At 72.2% G+C, this 17,592-nt stretch carries 13 protein-coding genes; 6 read left to right on the top strand and 7 right to left on the bottom strand.

Features of this window, described 5'->3' with window-relative positions; all coding sequences use genetic code 11:
* Positions 1-540: TerD family protein (locus BIV25_RS12555; protein WP_143076619.1), on the bottom strand; the 540-nt coding region annotated here is incomplete at its 3' end.
* A gap of 76 nt (positions 541-616) precedes the next feature.
* Complete coding sequence (locus BIV25_RS12550) at positions 617-1,798, bottom strand: serine hydrolase (protein ID WP_071372346.1); 1,182 nt, start codon at positions 1,796-1,798, stop codon at positions 617-619.
* Between the two features lie 309 nt (positions 1,799-2,107).
* Between BIV25_RS12550 and BIV25_RS12545 the strand changes: the two genes are divergently transcribed.
* From BIV25_RS12545 to BIV25_RS12525, 5 genes are all read left to right on the top strand, one after another.
* Entirely contained in the window at positions 2,108-3,886 is a 1,779-nt protein-coding gene (locus BIV25_RS12545) for a M4 family metallopeptidase (RefSeq protein WP_071372345.1), read from the top strand.
* Positions 3,887-4,045: 159 nt separating this feature from the next.
* Complete coding sequence (locus tag BIV25_RS12540) at positions 4,046-5,233, top strand: ROK family transcriptional regulator (RefSeq protein ID WP_071372344.1); 1,188 nt, start codon at positions 4,046-4,048, stop codon at positions 5,231-5,233.
* Between the two features lie 36 nt (positions 5,234-5,269).
* Positions 5,270-7,072 carry a carbohydrate-binding protein gene (locus BIV25_RS12535; protein WP_071372343.1) on the top strand — a complete coding sequence of 601 codons (1,803 nt, stop codon included), beginning with the start codon at positions 5,270-5,272 and terminating at the stop codon, positions 7,070-7,072.
* Positions 7,073-7,086: 14 nt separating this feature from the next.
* Positions 7,087-9,435, top strand: coding sequence for a glycoside hydrolase N-terminal domain-containing protein (locus BIV25_RS12530; protein ID WP_071372342.1), 2,349 nt, complete (start codon positions 7,087-7,089; stop codon positions 9,433-9,435).
* Positions 9,435-10,655, top strand: coding sequence for an SGNH/GDSL hydrolase family protein (locus tag BIV25_RS12525; RefSeq protein ID WP_071372341.1), 1,221 nt, complete (start codon positions 9,435-9,437; stop codon positions 10,653-10,655). Before BIV25_RS12530 ends, BIV25_RS12525 begins: the two co-directional genes overlap by 1 nt.
* A 22-nt stretch (positions 10,656-10,677) precedes the next feature.
* Here BIV25_RS12525 and BIV25_RS12520 read toward each other — a convergent pair whose 3' ends face one another.
* Genes BIV25_RS12520 through BIV25_RS12510 form a run of 3 tightly spaced genes read right to left on the bottom strand, consistent with a single transcriptional unit; the run spans position 10,678 to position 14,207 of the window.
* The gene (locus tag BIV25_RS12520) at positions 10,678-11,037 is read right to left on the bottom strand and encodes a UBP-type zinc finger domain-containing protein (RefSeq protein WP_071372340.1); all 360 of its coding nucleotides are present in this window, start codon (positions 11,035-11,037) and stop codon (positions 10,678-10,680) included.
* On the bottom strand, positions 11,034-12,494 hold the full coding sequence (locus tag BIV25_RS12515) for an ATP-binding protein (RefSeq protein WP_071372339.1): 1,461 nt from the start codon (positions 12,492-12,494) through the stop codon (positions 11,034-11,036). The genes BIV25_RS12520 and BIV25_RS12515 overlap by 4 nt, the downstream gene beginning before the upstream one ends.
* A gap of 36 nt (positions 12,495-12,530) precedes the next feature.
* Positions 12,531-14,207, bottom strand: a complete 1,677-nt coding sequence (locus tag BIV25_RS12510) for an FAD-dependent oxidoreductase (RefSeq protein ID WP_071372338.1) — start codon at positions 14,205-14,207, stop codon at positions 12,531-12,533.
* Between the two features lie 241 nt (positions 14,208-14,448).
* On the opposite strand from BIV25_RS12510, the gene BIV25_RS12505 reads away from it, so the two are divergent.
* Entirely contained in the window at positions 14,449-15,315 is an 867-nt protein-coding gene (locus BIV25_RS12505; protein ID WP_071372337.1) for a universal stress protein, read from the top strand.
* A gap of 1 nt (position 15,316) precedes the next feature.
* Here the strand turns inward: BIV25_RS12505 and BIV25_RS12500 are convergent, their stop codons facing one another.
* Positions 15,317-16,552: a DUF4032 domain-containing protein gene (locus BIV25_RS12500; RefSeq protein WP_071372336.1), complete on the bottom strand. Its 1,236-nt coding sequence runs from the start codon at positions 16,550-16,552 to the stop codon at positions 15,317-15,319.
* A gap of 247 nt (positions 16,553-16,799) precedes the next feature.
* Entirely contained in the window at positions 16,800-17,546 is a 747-nt protein-coding gene (locus BIV25_RS12495; protein ID WP_071372335.1) for an MBL fold metallo-hydrolase, read from the bottom strand.
* Positions 17,547-17,592 lie beyond the last annotated feature (46 nt).

Genomic DNA, 17,592 nt, shown 5'->3' with positions numbered 1-17,592 from the left:
GGAGCCGGAGCCGGAGCCGGAGCCGGAGCCGTGTCTCGTGGTGGGCTGCCCGCCGGCATCCGTGACGTTCACCCCGAAGTCCCGGGCGAGCCCGGCCAGCCCGTCGGTGTACCCCTGACCGATCGCTCGCAGCTTCCAGCCGGCGCCGGCCCGCGGATACAGCTCGGCGAGCAGCAGCACGGTCTCCGGTCCGGGGCGGGGCGGTGCGAACCGGGCCACCGGCCGCCCGCCGCCGTCGCTGACCTCAAGCCGCGGAGCGGGCAGCCGGCCGAGCGCCGTACCGGGCTCGGCCGCGCTGACGACGACGGTGACGCGGCACGCACCGCCGCGCAGCCGGCCCGGCTCGACGGTCAGCGTGTCACCGAGCAGCCGAACCCCGGGCGCCTGCGGCTGGTTGTAGAACACGAGGTCCGCGTCGGCCCCGACCTTCCCGTCGGCCCCGGTGACCAGCGCGGACACATCGAACGCACCGGCCACCCGAAGCCGGACCGGACCGTCGGGCAGGACCAGATTCGCGCCGGGAAGCAACTCGGACGTCATGCCTGGGAGAACGCCGCGCGCCCACGAGGAGGTTCCCGCCTCCCGGACGAGATCCCCCGCTGGTTCCCGCTCCTTCCTACTTCTTCCTGTTCCTGTCGGTCGCCTTCGCGGACTTCCCGCAGAACGCCGAATCCAGCACACCCCACATCGCCTGCTGCACCTGCCCGTTGTTCGACGTGGTGGCGACGGCCGCGAGAGACCGCGAGCCGTCCTTCGTGGCGAAGGCGTAGGTGTAGTACCCCTGCACGATCCCGGTGTGCCCGTACACGGACACCCCGCACGGCAGCGAGCGCCTGCGCAGCCCCAGCCCGTACGCCGTCGTGCTGTCGACCCGGCTGAACTCCTCCATCTCGCGAAGCCGCGCGGCGGACAGCAGCCTGCCGCGCAGCAGGGCGGAGTAGAACGTGTCGAGGTCCCGTGTGCTGGAGATGATCGCGCCCGCGCTCTGCGCCCACGACACCGTCTGCGCGGTGGCGTCGATCAGCGGGGCGCCGGCCCGGCCGGGGGTGAGGTAGCCACGGGCGTACCGGCCGGGGATCGTGGTCCTCGGGTGGACGTAGAACGTGTCGCGCAGCTTGAGCGGCTTGAAGACGCGGTTCTCGTACGCCGTCCGTACGGAGTGCCCCGTGAGCTTCTCGATGAGCATCCCGACGACCACGAAGTTGGTGTTGGAGTACGCGTACGCGGCACCGGGCGCGTTGGTGCGGGGCTTCTTCAGGGAGAGGGCGACCAGCTGGCGGTAGGTGAAGACCTTGTTCCGCACCGCCTCGAAGCCGGACTCGCTGTCCGCGAACATGTCGTTGGTGTAGTCGTACAGGCCGCTGCGGTGGCTCAGCAGATGGCGGACGGTGATCCGGTCGTCCGGCAGCAGCTTGGGCAGATAGCGGTTGACCGGCGCGTCGAGCGACAGCCGGTGTTCGTCGACGAGCTGGAGCAGGACCACGGCCGAGAAGGTCTTGGTGACGCTGCCGATGCGGAACCGGTCGTCGGTGGTCAGGGCTCGCCGGGTGCTCCGGTCGGCGAGGCCGCGTGTCACGCCGTACGCCGTGCCGTGGTCGTCGATCCGCGCCATGGCGCCCGGCGCGCCCGCGGTCACCGCCGACCGCAGCGCCGCGGCCACGCCCGCGGTGTCGGGCGCCGCGAGCGTCGCCTGCTCCGCGGTGTCCGGCTCGGCCGTCGCGGCCCGTGCCGGAACCGCGAGGAGCGAGAGCACGACCGCGCCGAGGACCGCGCCCCTGCCCACCGTTGCTGAGACCATCCGGCACCCACTTCCCTCCGTACGACATGTGATGCGACGTCGATCACATTCCGGCCCTGGAACCTAGGGGATTGCGTCGCCATCTCCACAACCGACACACAGTTGGTCAGCTTGTGATCACTCTGTGGCGCATGTTTGTAAAGGATTGTCATGGAATATTGCGAAACCAATCATTCCGTCTTTACGTGCACATGACTGATCCGTAAGGGTTACCCCTCGGGGCCGGTCCGGCCCCCGTGGCGCCGAACCGCGCCGCGCCGCAAGGCGGTTGGCGATCCCGGCCGCCTTCGAACGAAGGAACCCTGATCAGTGCGTAGACCGCACATACGCAGCGTCGCCGTCGCCGTCGCGGTGACGACCGCTGCCACGGGCCTGGCCGGTACGGCCTTCGCGGGCCCCGACACGGGGGTGGAGCGGTCCGCCGCGTCCGCCGGCACGAACACCTCGGCGGCGGTGGTGAAGGCGGCGCAGACCGCGGCCTTCACGCACGCCTCGGCGACCGGTGTCGCGCAGGGCGACGAACTGCACGCCCGGGACGTGATGATCGACCCCGAGGGCGCGCGGCACGTCCGCTTCGAACGCACCCACAACGGCATGCCGGTGCTCGGTGGCGACCTCGTCGTCCACCTCGACGCCAAGCTCGCCTATACGGGCGTGACCCGTGCGGCCGGCCACACCGTCACGCCGGCCACCACGCGGCCCGGACTGACCGCGGAGCAGGCCGCCGCCAAGGCCGCCCAAGCGGCCAAGGGCGACGCCGGCAGCGCCCAGCTCGTGGTCGACGCCCGCGCCGGAGCCTCCGCCCTCGCCTACCAGGTGACGGTGACCGACCAGCAGGGCAGCACCAACACGGTCGTCGTCGACGCCGTCACCGGCAAGGTGCGCAGCAACACCCCCGACAGCGACGAGTTCCTGTCCCCGAAGCTGCTCGACGACCTGCGCAGGAAGGGCCAGACGCTCGACCCGGCCACCGGCACCGCCGCGCCCGAGTCCGCCCTGGCCGCCTCCGGCGTCGCCCCGTACCCCACGGCGGGCAAGGGCACCGGCAAGACCCTCTTCGTGGGCACCGTCGGCCTGACCACCACGGCCACCTCCAAGGGGCACTACCAGCTCAAGGACCCGACCCGGTACGGCACCGAGACGCGCGACGCCAAGGGCTCGACCACCGAGAAGTTCAGCGCGGGTTCGGCGATCACCAGCACCACCGACGTGTGGGGCAACGGCACGACGAGCAACCGGGCCAGCGCCGCAGCGGACGCCCAGTACGGCATCACGAAGACGCTGGACTTCTACCGGTCCACCTTCGGCCGCAAGGGCATAGCCAACAACAGCAAGGCCGCCCAGGGCATGGTCCACTGGGGCAGCAAGGTCGCCAACGCCTTCTGGGACCCGACCTGCAACTGCATGCTGTACGGCGACGGTGACGGCACGACCTTCAAGAAGCCGCTCGTCGTCCTCGACGTGACCGGTCACGAGCTGACCCACGGCGTCGTCGACGCGACCGCCAAGCTGGAGCCGACCTACGTCGACTCCAAGGGCAACCAGTACGGCGAGCCCGGCGCGCTGAACGAGTCCCTCGCGGACATCTTCGGCTCGAACGTCGAGTTCTACGCCAACAACAAGAACGACACGCCCGACTACCTGATCGGCGAGAAGCTGGGCCTCGCGCAGAAGTTCCTGCGCCGCCTGGACCACCCCTCGCTCGACAAGCTCGAGGGCACGATCGACTCCTGGACGCCGGACACCTACTACACCGAGGTGCACGCGGGCTCGGGTGTCTCCTCGCACGCCTACTACCTCCTCGCCGAGGGCAGCGGCAAGAAGACGATCAACGGCGTCGCCTACGACTCGCCGACCTCCAACCACTCCACGGTCAAGGGCATCGGCCGCACCAAGGCCACCGCCATCTTCTACCGCGCGCTGACCCGCTACATGGTCTCCACGACCGACTTCCACGGCGCGCGCGTCGCGACGCTGAAGGCGGCCAAGGACCTGTACGGCGCGAACAGCACCGAGTACAAGACGCTGGACAAGGCGTGGGCGGCGGTCAACGTCACCGCCGCCAACACCCCGGCCGCCCGTCACTGACGCGGCCGCCGCACCCCTGGATGCCCCGCCCCGTGCGGGGCATCCGCATGTCCGGGCCGCGCGGTCGCCGGCAGACATCCGTGGTTGCCCCAACTGCCTCCGTAACAGCACCTGTTTCTTTTATTGACAGCGGAAAATAACAGCCTTAGGTTCCCCGCCATGCGTTCGACCCCGCATGCCGAGACGTTCCCCGCCCACACCCCGGCCGCCGCGCAGGTCTTCACGGCGGTGCTGTCCCACGGCCCGCTGACCCGGCTGGAGGCGGGCCGCCGGGCCGGGCTGTCCGCGGCCGCCGTCACCAAGGCCGTACGCCCCCTGCTGGCCGCCGGATACCTGGCCGAGGGCGCCGACTACGACGCGCGGCCCACCCCCGGCCGCCCCGCCGCCCTGGTCCGGGTCAACGGCGAACGGGCTCTGTTCCTCGGGGTGAAGGTCACCGGCGGTGAGCTGATCGCGGTCCTGACGGACCTGTGCTGCCGCATCCGGATCGCCCGACGGCGGCCCCTGCCCGACCGGGCGCCCGGACCCGTGCTGGCGTCGATCGCGGACCTCGTCCAGGAACTCCTGGCGCACGCGGCCGAGTCGGACGCGCCGGTTGCCGGGCTCGGCATCGCCGTCTCCGGTGACGTCGACCGCGCCGAGGGCGTCGTGCGCTACTCGCCGTTCCTGGACTGGCGGGACGTGCCGCTCGCCGAGCTCGCCGCGACCGCCACCGGACTGCCGGTCACCGTCGACCACGACGTGCGCGCGCTCACCGTCGCCGAGCAGTGGTTCGGCGCCGGCGCCGGGCTCGCGGACTTCGCCCTCGTGACCGTCGGCACCGGCATCGGCTGCGGGCTCGTCGTGCACGGGCGGGTGGTCGCCGGCGCCCGTGGTGTGGCCGGGGAGATCGGGCACGTCGTCGTGGACCCCGCCGGACCCGCGTGCCACTGCGGCAACCGCGGCTGTGTCGAGGCGATCGCCGGTGAGTCCGCGATCGTCGCCCGCATGCGCGAAATGACGGAACGTCATATCGCCGACAGTGCACAGGCGGTGGCCCTCGCGCGCGAGGGCGTGCCCGGCGCCCGGGAGGTGTACGAGCGCGCCGGGGAGGCCATCGGCCGGGGCATCGCCACCGTGGCCAACCTGCTCGGTCCCGAGCGCGTGATCATCTCCGGCGAGGGGCTCGCGGCCTACGACCTCTTCGCCGACCAGATCCGCCGGGCCTTCACCACGGCCGCCTTCGGCTCCGCCGCCCGGTGTGACGTCCTGACCCGCCCGCTGCCCTTCGAACAGTGGGCGCGCGGCGCCGCGGCCGCCGCGATCCAGTCCTTCATCACCCACACCCCCGGCACCGGACAGGGCTGAACCGCCCTGCCCGAACCCACCCTGGAGGTACGGCCCATGCGGTCACCCTCGCACCCCGTCCTGCCCGCCCGCGGACTCAGAGCCGCCGTCGTCCTCGCCCTCGTCGCGGGCCTCGCGACCGCCGTCCCGGCCACCGCACGCGCGGCACCCGCGCCGGTCACGGCCGCCAAACCCTATATGGGCTGGTCCAGTTGGAGCATGCAGTCCTCCAGGTACCCCGGCCTCAACCCGGACGGCGACTACAGCTACCTCACCGAGGCCAACGTCCTGAAACAGGCCGGCGCCCTGGCCGCCAAGCTGAAGCCGTACGGCTACGACCACGTCGACATCGACTCCGGCTGGTGGCGGGACAACAGCTGGCAGCCCGGGTACGACGGCTACGCGCGCCAGCAGGCCGACCCGGTCCGCTTCCCGCACGGCATGAAGGCGGTCGCCGACCGCATCCACGCGCTCGGCCTGAAGGCCGGGATCTATCTGCCGGTCGGCCTGGAGAAGGAGGCCTACGGTGACGGCAAGGTGCCCGTCTGGCACGCCGACGGCTGCACCACCGCCGACATCGTCTACAACGACCTGCGCACGACCAACGGCTGGGACAGCGCCTACAAACTCGACCTGGCCAAACCCTGCGCCCAGAAGTACATCGACTCGCAAGCCCAGTCGCTGACCTCCTGGGGCTACGACTTCCTCAAGCTCGACGGCGTCGGCCCCGGCTCCTTCAAGAGCGGGGACAACTACGACAACGTCGCCGACGTGGCCGCCTGGCAGCAGGCCCTCGCCGCCACCGGCCGCCCGGTCCATCTGGAGCTCTCCTGGTCGCTGGACATCGGCCACGCCGCCGACTGGAAGAAGTACTCCAACGGCTGGCGCATCGACACCGACGTCGAGTGCTACTGCAACACCCTCGTCACCTGGGAGAACTCCGTCGACGACCGCTTCGACGACGCCCCCGGCTGGACGCGGCACGCCGGCCCCGGCGGCTGGAACGACCTCGACTCCCTCGATGTCGGCAACGGCGCCATGGACGGCCTGACCAAGGCCGAGCGACAGAGCTACGCCACGCTGTGGGCCATCGCCAAGTCGCCTCTCTACACCGGCGACGACCTCACCAGGCTGGACGACTACGGCGTCAGGCTCCTCGCCAACCGCGAGGTCATCGCCGTCGACCAGGGCGACACCCCGCCCGCCCGGCCGATCACCCCCTCCGACCCGCAGCAGGTCTGGGCGGCGAAGAACCCCGACGGGACGTACACCGTCGCCCTGTTCAACCTCGCCGACCACCCCGCCGCCGTCACCGCCGACTTCTCCGCCCTAGGCTTCACCGGCAGGGCGGCCGTACGGGACCTGTGGAACCACGAGAACCTGGGCTCGTACCGGAACCGGATCACCGAGGCCCTGCCCGCGCACGGCTCCCGCCTGTTCACCGTCACCCCGCACGGCGGCGCCGTGCGGACCACCGGCCACGAGGCCGAGTCCGCCGCCAACACCCTGACCGGCAACGCCTCCGTCGCCGACTGCTCCGCCTGCTCCGGCGGCAAGAAGGTCGGCAACCTCTACCTCGGCGGCGCCCTCCGCTTCAACGACATCGTCGTGGACCGGCCCGGCACCTACCTGATCAAGGTCGCCTACGTCAGCGGGGACGCCCGCTCGGTCAACATCTCGGCCAACTCCGGTGCCGCGACGTCCCATCGCTTCCCCTCGACCGGCGACTGGAGCACCGTCGAGACCGTGAGCGTCCCCGTCACCCTCAAGGCAGGCGCCAACACCGTGACGTTCGACTCCGGTTCGGACTACGCACCGGACATCGACCGGATCGACGTCCCCGTATCCCCTCGCCAGTGAGATCGGAGCCCGCCATGGACACCCCGCCCAGCAGACGCGGCTTCCTCGCCCTCGCCGTCGCCACCGGAGCGCTTGCCGGCCTCCCCGCCTTCACCGCCACCGCCGCACCGCGGCGCCCGGCCGAAGGGCCCGTGCCGGATCCCCGGCACCAGCTCTGGTGGCAGGCACCGGCCGATGAGAAGTCGCTGATCACCCAGGGCCTGCCCGTCGGCAACGGCCGGCTCGGCGCCCTCGCGGCCAACGACCCCGGCCGGGAACTGCTGCTCGTCACCGACGCCACGATGTGGACCGGCGGCCGCAACGACACCCTCGACTCCGACGGCCAGTTCCCCTACGGCCGCGACGACTTCGGCTCCCTCACCCTGCTGGCCCGGCTCACCGTCGGCCTGCCGGACCACGACCTGTCCGCCGTCGACGGCTACCGCCGCACCCTCGACCTCGCCCAGGGCGTCGTGACGACGTCGTACGTCCACGCCGGAGTCACCTACCGGCGGCAGCTGTTCGCCAGCCGCCCCGACGACGTCCTCGTCCTGCACCTCACGCAGAGCGGCGGCGGACAGTACACCGGCACCGTCACCCTCGACGGCACCCACGGAGAGACCGGGGGAGCGGCCGACTCCTTCGGCGGGGCGTTCCCCAACGGGCTGACGTACGGCGCCGCCGTCACCGCCCACGGCAGCGGCGGCAGCGTCCGCGTCGACGGCCCCCGCATCGCCTTCTCCGGCTGCCGGGAGCTGACGGTGATCCTGAGCGGCGGCACGAACTACGCGCCCGACCCCGCCGCCCACTACCGCGACCCCTCCCTCGACCCCCTGACACTGGCCCGCGACAAGGTCCGCGCCGCCGCCCGCCACTCCGCCGGCACCCTGCTGCGCACACACACCGCCGACCACCGCGCCCTCTTCGACCGGTTCGGCCTCACCCTTGGCACCTCGACCGCCGACCAGCGCGCGCTGGACACCTGGGAGCGGATCCAGGCCCGCGCCCGGGACGGCGCGCCCGATCCCGAACTGGAGGCCGCCTACGTCCAGTTCGGCCGGTACCTGATGATCTCCGGCTCCCGGGGCAGTCTGCCGCTCGGCCTCCAGGGGCTCTGGCTCGACGGCAACGACCCGGACTGGATGGGCGACTACCACACCGACATCAACCTCCAGATGAACTACTGGGTGGCCGACCGGGCGGGCCTCACCCCGTGCTTCGACGCCCTCACCGACTACTGCCTCGCCCAGCTCCCGTCCTGGACCGACCTCACCCGGCGCCTGTTCGACGACCCGCGCAACCGCTACCGCAACTCCAGGGGAAAGAACGCCGGCTGGACCCTGGCCATCTCCACCAACCCCCACGGCGGGGGCGGCTGGTGGTGGCACCCGGCCGGGAACGCCTGGCTCGCCAACACCCTGTTCGAGCACTACGAGTTCACCGGCTCCCGCACCCATCTGGCGAAGATCTACCCGCTGCTGAAGGGCGCCTGTGAGTTCTGGGAGGCCCGACTCCTCCCCACCACCCTGCCCGACACCGGACAGGAGGTCCTGATCGCCGACAGCGACTGGTCCCCGGAACAGGGCCCGCTCGACGCCAAGGGCATCACCTACGCACAGGAACTGGTGTGGGCGCTGTTCGGCAACTACCGGGAAGCCGCTGCCCGGTTGGGGCGGGACGCCGACCACGCGGCCACCGTCGGCGGCCTGCGCGAGCGGCTGTACCTGCCGGTGGTGAGCCCGAAGACCGGGTGGCTGGAGGAGTGGATGTCCCCGGACAACCTCGGCGAGACCACGCACCGGCATCTGTCCCCGCTGATCGGCCTCTTCCCCGGCGACCGCATCCGGCCCGACGGCTCCACCCCCGCCGAGATCGTCGCCGGTGCCACCGCCCTGCTCACCGCGCGCGGCATGAACAGCTTCGGCTGGGCCAACGCCTGGCGGGCCCTGTGCTGGGCCCGGCTGAAGAACGCCGAGAACGCCTACCAGCTCGTCGTGAACAACCTGCGCCCCTCCGAGAGCGGGAGCAACGGCACCGCCCCCAACCTCTTCGACATCTACGAGGTCTCCCAGGGCCGGGGCATCTTCCAGATCGACGCCAACTTCGGCACCCCGGCCGCCGTCACCGAGATGCTGCTGTACTCCCGCCCCGGACACCTCGAACTGCTCCCGGCCCTGCCGGACGCCTGGGCGGACGCCGGCTCGGTGACCGGGGCCGGGGCCCGCGGCGGGTTCGTCGTCGACCTCGCCTGGCGGGAGGGCAGACCCACCGAGGTGCGCATCCGCAGCATCGGCGGGACGATGACCTCCGTGGGGTACGCAGGCACGTCCCGGACCGTCCGCGTACGGCCCGGCGAGTCCGTCACACTCCGGGACTTCGCGTGATGAGCGGCAGGATCGGACGCCGCTCCCGCGTCGTCGCCGCCCTGCTCACGGCCGCCGTCTGCCAGTCCCTGCCCGCCCAGGCCGCCGCCGCCCTGCCCGGATCCGTCACCCGTGTCACCGGAGTCGTCACCTGGGCCGCGAGCGCCGACCGGATGAGCGAGGGCGCGGCGGACGAGAGCTACCGGATGATCGTGCACACCAGCGTCGGCGGAAGCGCTCTGCGGGTCCGCGTGACCAACGCCTTCGGCGACCGCCCGCTGACCCTGGACAGTGTCTGGGCCGGCCGGCGCGACCGGGGCGCCGCACTGCGGCAGGGCAGCAACCGGCGGCTGACCTTCGGCGGTGCCCGCACGGTCACCGTGCCGCCGGGCGCCGTCGCCTGGAGCGATCCGCTGCCCGGCACGCTGCCGCCCGGCACGGACCTCGCCGTCAGCCTGCACACCCCGCACGCGGCCGGCCCCGCGACCGGCCACGGGATGGCGATGCAGACGTCGTACACCGGCCGGGGTGACCGCACCGCCGAGGAGAGCGGCGCCAACTGGACGGGGACGACCGGCTCCTGGTGGTACCTCGACGCCGTCTCCGTACGGCCGTCCCGCGCCGTAGTCCGGGCGGTCGCCGCGCTCGGCGACTCCATCACCGACGGCTGGCACTCCACCACCGACCTGAACCACCGCTGGCCCGACTACCTCGCCCGGCGCCTGCACACGGCCCGCACGGACCTCGAAGGAGTCGCGAACGAAGGGATCTCGGGCAACCAGGTCCTCGCGGACGGAGCCGGCCAGAGCGCCCTGCACCGGCTGGACCGCGACGTGCTGTCCCTGCCGGGCGTGCGCACCGTGTTCCTCTTCGAGGGCGTGAACGACATCAAGGCGCACACCGGAGTCACCGCCGACCGACTCATCGCCGGCTACCGGGAGATCGCCCGGCGGGCGCACGCGGCCGGAAAGTGCGTCGTCGCCGCCACCGTCGCCCCGTTCAAGGGCTGGTCCGACTGGGACCCGGCCGCCGAGACCGTACGCCAGGAGGTCAACCGGTACCTGCGCACCACCCATGACGTCGACGCCCTCGCCGACTTCGACCGGGTCCTGCGCAGCCCCTACGACCCCGCACGGATCCTGCCGTTCTTCGACGGCGGCGACCATCTGCACCCCAATGACAAGGGGATGCAGGCCATGGCCGACGCCGTCGACCTGGGCCGTCTGGACTGCGCCCGCTGAACCCGCCGAGTCCGCCGCCGGTTCAGCGCAGACGCTCGGCCCAGTTCGCCGGTACCCGTCCCGCCGGGCCGGGTACCGGCTGGTCGGCGGGGTGGCAGGCCGGCGGGGCGAGTTCGGGCCCGGAGACGTACAACTCGTCCTTGGCGTAGTCCCAGAACCATTCCTCGCCCGGTTCGAAGCTCCGGATCACCGGGTGCCCCGTGGCGTGGTAATGGGCGGTGGCGTGTTTCTCGGGGGAGTCGTCGCAGCAGCCGATGTGTCCGCACTGCGCGCACCGGCGCAGATGGAACCACCAGCCGCCGGCCTCCTCGCACTCCACGCACCCGGTGCCGCTGGGCGGGACGGCCGGGTCGATCGCCTCGGTACCGTCGGTGGTGCTCATGGGCTCTCCTCCGTTTCCTCGCCGGGTGACTCGGCGGTCAGCGGCAGCAGCACCTGGAACCGGGTGTCGCCGGGCACCGACTCCACACGCAACGAGCCGTGGTGCTTGTTGACGACGATCCGCCAGGAGATGTCCAGGCCGAGCCCGGTGCCCTCGCCGACCGGCTTCGTGGTGAAGAACGGGTCGAAGATCCGGTCCTTGTTCTCCGCCGGCACGCCGGGCCCGGTGTCCCGGAACTCCACCAGCAGCCGCTCGTGGTCGAGCGCCGTGCGCACGGTCAACGTGCCCGTGCCGCCCGCGCTGTTGACGGCGGACACCGCGTTGTCGATCAGGTTGGTCCATACCTGGTTCAGCTCCGCCGGATAGGCGGGCACCGGCGGGAGCGTGCGGTCGTACTCCTTGACGACCTCGATGCCCGCGCCGATCTTGCCGGAGAGCATCAGCAGGGTGCTGTCGAGGAGTTCGTGCACGTCGACCACCCGGTACGGTGCCCGGTCCAGCTGGGAGTACTGCTTGGCGGCGTCCACGAGATGCGAGATCCGGGTGGTGGAGTCCTCGATCTCGTTCATCAACAGCTCGGTCTCGATGGTGTAGTTGAGCCAGCCGACCGCTCCGGGCAGGATCTCCGTGTCCACGGCCGCCGCGACCTGCTCCAGCCAGTCGACGTCGAGCCCGGCCTGCACGAAGGCCGGCGCCAGCTGCCAGCCGTTGTCCATGCCGTGGTCGTCCAGCCAGTCGGTCAGCAGGTCCTCGCGGTCGGCGGCCTCGATCGGGCTGAGCACCGGGGCCTTGGCGACCCGCTCGGCGGTGCGCTCCTGGACCTCGATGAGGCTGGCCAACGCCTCGCGGGAGAAGGGGCCCTCGGCGATCACGGCCAGCTTGTGCCGCATCTTCGCGACCCGCTCGCGCAGCGTGGCCGTGGCCCGCACGGCCGCCGCCGCGGGGTTGTTCAGCTCGTGCGTGAGCCCCGCCGACAGCGAGCCGAGCGCCAGCAGCCGCTCCCGCTGCCCGATCGCCGCCTGGGCACTCTTCGACCCGAAGAACAGCCCCTCCAGCAGATGCACGGCCATCGGGAACCAGTCGGTCATCACCTCCGCGAAGACGTCCGCCGGCAGCACGAAGAAGCGGGTCGGCACCGTCACCCGCATCGAGTTGTTGTAGACCTGCCGCACCCGGTCGCCGATGTAGGCCTGCATCGCGCCCGCGTACACCCCGGACTGGGAGGTGCGGGTGACCTCCACGTCGTCGCCGCCGACCCGGCGGGACAGCACCACCGTGCCCTCGATCATCACGAAGAAGCAGGTGGCGGCGTCACCCTCGGTGTACACCGGGCCGGGTTCGAACAGCTCCACCCGCCCGTCGCTGCACAGCCGCCCGAGCTGCTCGGGGCTCAGCTTCTCGAAGAGGAACAGCGAGCTGATCTCCTTCGGACTGCATGGCATGATCCGACCGCTCATGACCTCTCCAGACCGTTCATGGCTGCTTCAGACCGTTCATGACTGTTCGAGATAGCGATGGACGAGCATCACGGCCATGGCTCCCTCGCCGACCGCGGACGCGACGCGCTTCGCGGACTCGGCCCGCGCGTCACCCGCCACGAACACACCGGGCACGCTGGTCTCCAGGTGGTACGGCGGCCGGTCCAGCTCCCAGCCGGGCGGCGGGCTCCCGTCGGGGCTCAGGTCGGGCCCGGCCAGGATGAACCCGCGCTCGTCGCGCAGCACGGAATCGCCCAGCCAGTCCGTCAGCGGGGCGGCACCGATGAACACGAACAGCCACTGCGCGTCGACCCGTTCGCACTCCCCGGTCCCCGTGTGCCGCAGCGTCACCTGCTCCAGGTGGTCCGAGCCGTGCGCCGCGTCCACGACCGTGTGCGGGCGCACCGAGATGTTCGGCGCCTCGTTGATCTGCTGGATCAGGTAGTACGACATCGACGCCGACAGATCCGGGCCGCGCACCAGCAGCGTCACCGACTTCGCGCCCCGGGACAGGTACATCGCCGCCTGGCCCGCCGAGTTGGCGCCGCCGACGATGTAGATGTCCTGCCCCTGGCAGGCCGCCGCCTCGGTCAGCGCCGAGCCGTAGAACACCCCGCAGCCGGTCAGGTCGGTGCAGCCGGCGGCGTCCAGCTGCCGGTACTGCACGCCGGTCGCGAGGATCACACTGTGCGCCGCGATCGCCGTACCGTCCGCGAACCGGACGACGCGGGCGGCGCCGTTGACCTCCAGCCCGGTCACCTCCCGCGCGGTCAGGATCTCGGCGCCGAACCGGGCCGCCTGCCGTCGCGCCCGCTCGGTGAGCTGGGCGCCGGAGACCCCGTCGGGGAAGCCCAGGTAGTTCTCGATCCGGGAGCTCTGCCCGGCCTGCCCGCCGGTCGCCGACCGCTCCACCAGCACGGTCCGCAGCCCCTCGGAGGCCCCGTACACGGCGGCGCCGAGCCCGGCGGGCCCGCCGCCGATCACGACGAGGTCGTAGAAGTCGGCCGTCGGCGTCGTCGCCAGCCCCACCTTCGCCGCCAGCTCGGGTGCCTCCGGCTCGACCAGGGCCGTGCCGTCCGGGGTGATCACCAGCGGCAGCCGCTGCCCGTCCTGCCCGGCCGCGCCCAGCAGCCGCCGCCCCTCCGGCTCGTCCACCGAGTACCAGCGGTACGGCACCTGGTTGCGGGCCAGGAACTCGCGCACGTCCGACGACCGGGCCGACCAGCGGTGCCCGACCACCTTGGTGCTGGGCACGGGCCGGTAGGCGCTGCACCGCCAGGCCTGCAGCAGATCGTCGAGCACCGGATAGAGCTTCTCCTCCGGCGGGTCCCACGGCTTGAGCAGATAGTGGTCGAGATCGACCAAGTTGATCGCGTCGATCGCCGCGTTCGTGTCCGCGTACGCGGTGAGCAGCACGCGCCGCGCCCCCGGATAGACGTCGAGCGCCAGCTCCAGGAACTCGATGCCGTTCATCTGCGGCATGCGGTAGTCGGCCAGGATCACCGCCACCAGATCGCCGCGCAGCTTCAGCTCACGCAGCGCCTCCAGCGCGGACTGGCCGGATTCCGCCCGCACGATCCGGTACGACTCGCCGTAGCGCCGCCGCAGATCGCGGGCGACGGCACGGGACACGCCCGGGTCGTCGTCCACGGTCAGGATGACGGTCCGCGCTGCCTCGGCGGCCTGTGCCATGCCTCTCCCACCCCGAGCTTCGGTTCCCGCGGCCCGGCGTCCGGGGAGCGCCGCACCGGTTCTCAGCCATCGTATGTTCGATAGCGCCGGTTCGCCCCGGGATACCGCGGAGACGGTCGTCGTTCACCATGACCCGGCCGAGCGCCTCGGCCCGGGCCGGCACCCGTGTCTCTGCACCTGTGCCGTGGCCGCGAGATGATCGTCCCCGCGGGACGCGCCGCGACGACGAGGAGGCCCATGCATGACACGCCCGATCACGGCCGGGGTGGACGGCTCCGAGGAGAGCCTGGCCGCACTGGACTGGGCCGCCCGGGAGGCGGTACGGCGGGGGCTGCCGCTGCGGGTGGTGCACGCGTGGCGCTACACCGAGCAGCTCGCCACGGCCGGCCGGAGCACCCAGCAGGGGTGGGTGTCGGACGGCGTGGCGCGGGCCGTGCTGGGCGTCGCCGAACGGCATCCGGGCCTCGACCCGGCCGTCGACGTCGTCGAGGGCGAGCCCGTGCACGCGCTGGCCCGGGCGGCGGCGGAGGCCGAGATGCTGGTGCTGGGCTCGCGGGGGCACGGCCCGGTCGTCGGGTTCCTGCTCGGCTCCGTCGGCCGGCAGGTGATCGCCGAGGCGAGCAGGCCGGTCGTGCTCGTGCGCGCCGGGGACCGGGCGGCGGCCGAGGCCGCCGGGCGGGACGTCGTGGTCGGGCAGCAGGGCGACGGCGACGACAGCGCGGCCGCGCTGCGGTTCGCGTTCGAGACGGCGGCGGCGCGCGGTGCGACCGTCCGCGCCGTGCGGGCGTGGACGCTGCCGCCGGTCTTCGCCTACAGCCCCGGCTCGCTGGAGCTGCTGGACGACGCCGGCGGCCTCGAACCGTACGAGAGGGAGGCCCTGAGCCAGGCGCTGAAGCCCTGGCGGGAGCGGTTCCCCGAGGTGCCGGTGGCAGAGCAGGTCGAGATGGGCAGCGCAGGCCAGGTGCTGCTGGCGGCGGCGGGCCGGGCCCAGCTGGTGGTCGTCGGGCGCCGGGCGCACCGCAGCGCCGTGGGCGCCCGGATCGGGTCGGTCGCGCACGGGGTGCTGCACCACGCCGGGTGCCCGGTCGCCGTCGTCCCGCACGACTGAACTACTCGGGGCCGGCGGGCTCCAGGGCCGCCCGCGCCCCGGGCAGGACGTTCCCGATGTAGTCCTCGACGGCCGTGCCGAGGCCGATGTCGTGCTGCGCGCGCTCCGACAGGTACCAGCGGTGTTCCAGGAGCTCGTGGTAGATCTGGGCCGGGTCCAACGAGCCGCGCAGGTCCGGCGGCACGGCCCGCACGGTCGGCCGGAACACGTCCCGCACCCAGCGGTGGGCGAGCACCTCGGGGCGGGCGGCGAGAGGATCGCCGGGCGCGTAGTCGTCCTGGGTGGCCATCCAGCTCTCCAGGTCGCCCAGCAGCCGCCGCGCCTGGTTCTCCTCGGCGTCCAGACCGGTCAGCCGCAGCAGCTGGCGCTGGTGGTGGCCGGCGTCCACGACCTTCGGCACGAAGGTGACCGAGTCGCCGTTCGAGGAGTGCTCGATCTGCATTTCGGCCACGTCGAAGCCCAGCTCGTTCAGCCGGCGGATACGGCGCTCGATGTAGTGGTACTTGCCCGCCGGGTACACCGAGGTCCGGGTCAGCTCCTGCCACAGCCCCTGGTACCGGGTGCAGATCTCGTGCCCGAACTCCACCGGGTCGACCGAGGGGTGCAGCGCGCCGGACGCCTCCAGGTCCAGCAGCTCGCCGCTGATGTTCACCCGGGCCAGGTCGAGGTCGTACTCCCGCTGCCCGGGGCTCAGCCGCGGGTGCAGGTCGCCGGTCTCGGCATCGACGAGATAGGCGGCGTAGGCGCCCGCGTCACGCCGGAAGAGGGTGTTGGACAGCGAGCAGTCGCCCCAGGCGAACCCGGCCAGGTGCAGCCGGACCAGCAGCACGGCGAGGGCGTCCATCAGCCGGTGCATGGTCGCCGGACGCATGGTCGTCTCGAACATCGACCGGTACGGCATCGAGCCGCGCAGATGCCGTGTGATCAGGACCGGCTCCAGCGGTTCGCCCGCGGCGTCGGCGCGGCCGGTGACCACCGCGAGCGGGTCGACGGCCGGGATGCCGAGCCGGTCGAGGTCGCGCAGCAGCTCGTACTCGCGCAGCGCGGGCCGCTCGGCCAGCTCCTTGACGGCGATCACCTCGGCACCGGCGTGCGCGTACCGCACCACGTGCCGCGAGATGCCGCGCGGGAGCGGCACGAGGTACTCCTCGGGCCACTCCTCCAGCGGCACGTCCCAGGGCAGCGCGAGCAGGAGCGCGGGGTGCTCCGGGTTCGTGGCGTTGATCTGCAAGGCCATGTCATGAACCCTAAGGCCCCGCGCGGACGTTCCGGAGAGCCCTTTCCCGGACGGGCAGGGCTCTGTCGCCGAACTCCCGGCGGCCGCCCGCAGAACGGGCCTCGCGCCCGCCGCGGAGCGGCTGATGTGCACCGTAGGTGCGGCGAGTGGGGGTGCGCTCGCCCGGGGGACGTGCATGGCGTCGCGGGGCTGGGAGCACCTCCGTGCCGGAGGCTGGGGGAGGGAGTGTGACGTGTGACGACAGGGTCTAGGAAGCCCGCTCCAGGGCCAGGTCGGCCGCCGTGCGCACCGAGCCCCGGTGGACCGGCCCGTGGCCCGGCAGCAGGATGTCGCCCTCCAGCTCACCGATCGGCTTCAGGGAGGCGAGCGCCTGGGCGCGGTCGTGGTGGAAGAAGTCGGTCAGCAGCTGCGGGCCCTTGATCCGTGAGATCGCGTGCCCGCTGACCAGCGCGTCGCCGGAGATGACGACCCCCGCGTCGGGCAGGTGGTAGACGCAGTGGCCGTCGGTGTGGCCGGGGGTGTGCACCGGCACCGGACGGCCGGGCAGATCCAGCGGGCCGTCGGCCGGGAACGGCTCGGGAGCGGCGACGGGGTGCTGCTGCATGCCGCCGACCCGGAGCGTGTGCACGGCCCAGGGCAGGACGCCCGGCCGCCAGATGTTGCGCACCACGTCGCCGACGGCGGCCTGCTGCAGGAACTCCCGGCGCGCGTGCGGGACTTCGACGGGATGCAGGACGACCGGGGTGCCGTAGGTCGCGCGCAGGTACTCCGCCGAGCCGAGATGGTCGTTGTGCGCGTGGGTGATCAGCACGGCGGCGACCGCCTCCGGCGAACCGCCCACCGCGGCGAGGGACTCCAGGACCCCCTGTCGGTCCCCGGGATAGCCGGTGTCCACCAGCGTGACGGCGTCACCGTCCTTGAGGATCACCCAGTTGACGTTGCTGCCGTGCACCAGATAGGTGCCGTCGGCGACTTGGTGTACTTCTGCCCGCATGGTCTCCCCGCCCGGCCGCTGGTCGTCGCCGGACAGCCAACCAGAT

The organism is Streptomyces sp. MUSC 14 (assembly GCF_001866675.1).
Lineage (GTDB): Bacteria > Actinomycetota > Actinomycetes > Streptomycetales > Streptomycetaceae > Streptomyces.
This window is presented reverse-complemented; position numbering and strand designations above follow the sequence as displayed.

Bases quoted from the DNA above. Each gene is read 5' to 3' on its own strand.
- BIV25_RS12550 (WP_071372346.1), bottom strand. From the start codon at position 1,798: ATGGTCTCAGCAACGGTGGGCAGGGGCGCGGTCCTCGGCGCGGTCGTG.
- BIV25_RS12540 (WP_071372344.1), top strand. From the start codon at position 4,046: ATGCGTTCGACCCCGCATGCCGAGACGTTCCCCGCCCACACCCCGGCC.
- BIV25_RS12535 (WP_071372343.1), top strand. From the start codon at position 5,270: ATGCGGTCACCCTCGCACCCCGTCCTGCCCGCCCGCGGACTCAGAGCC.
- BIV25_RS12530 (WP_071372342.1), top strand. From the start codon at position 7,087: ATGGACACCCCGCCCAGCAGACGCGGCTTCCTCGCCCTCGCCGTCGCC.
- BIV25_RS12525 (WP_071372341.1), top strand. From the start codon at position 9,435: ATGAGCGGCAGGATCGGACGCCGCTCCCGCGTCGTCGCCGCCCTGCTC.
- BIV25_RS12520 (WP_071372340.1), bottom strand. From the start codon at position 11,037: ATGAGCACCACCGACGGTACCGAGGCGATCGACCCGGCCGTCCCGCCC.
- BIV25_RS12515 (WP_071372339.1), bottom strand. From the start codon at position 12,494: ATGAGCGGTCGGATCATGCCATGCAGTCCGAAGGAGATCAGCTCGCTG.
- BIV25_RS12510 (WP_071372338.1), bottom strand. From the start codon at position 14,207: ATGGCACAGGCCGCCGAGGCAGCGCGGACCGTCATCCTGACCGTGGAC.
- BIV25_RS12505 (WP_071372337.1), top strand. From the start codon at position 14,449: ATGACACGCCCGATCACGGCCGGGGTGGACGGCTCCGAGGAGAGCCTG.
- BIV25_RS12500 (WP_071372336.1), bottom strand. From the start codon at position 16,552: ATGGCCTTGCAGATCAACGCCACGAACCCGGAGCACCCCGCGCTCCTG.
- BIV25_RS12495 (WP_071372335.1), bottom strand. From the start codon at position 17,546: ATGCGGGCAGAAGTACACCAAGTCGCCGACGGCACCTATCTGGTGCAC.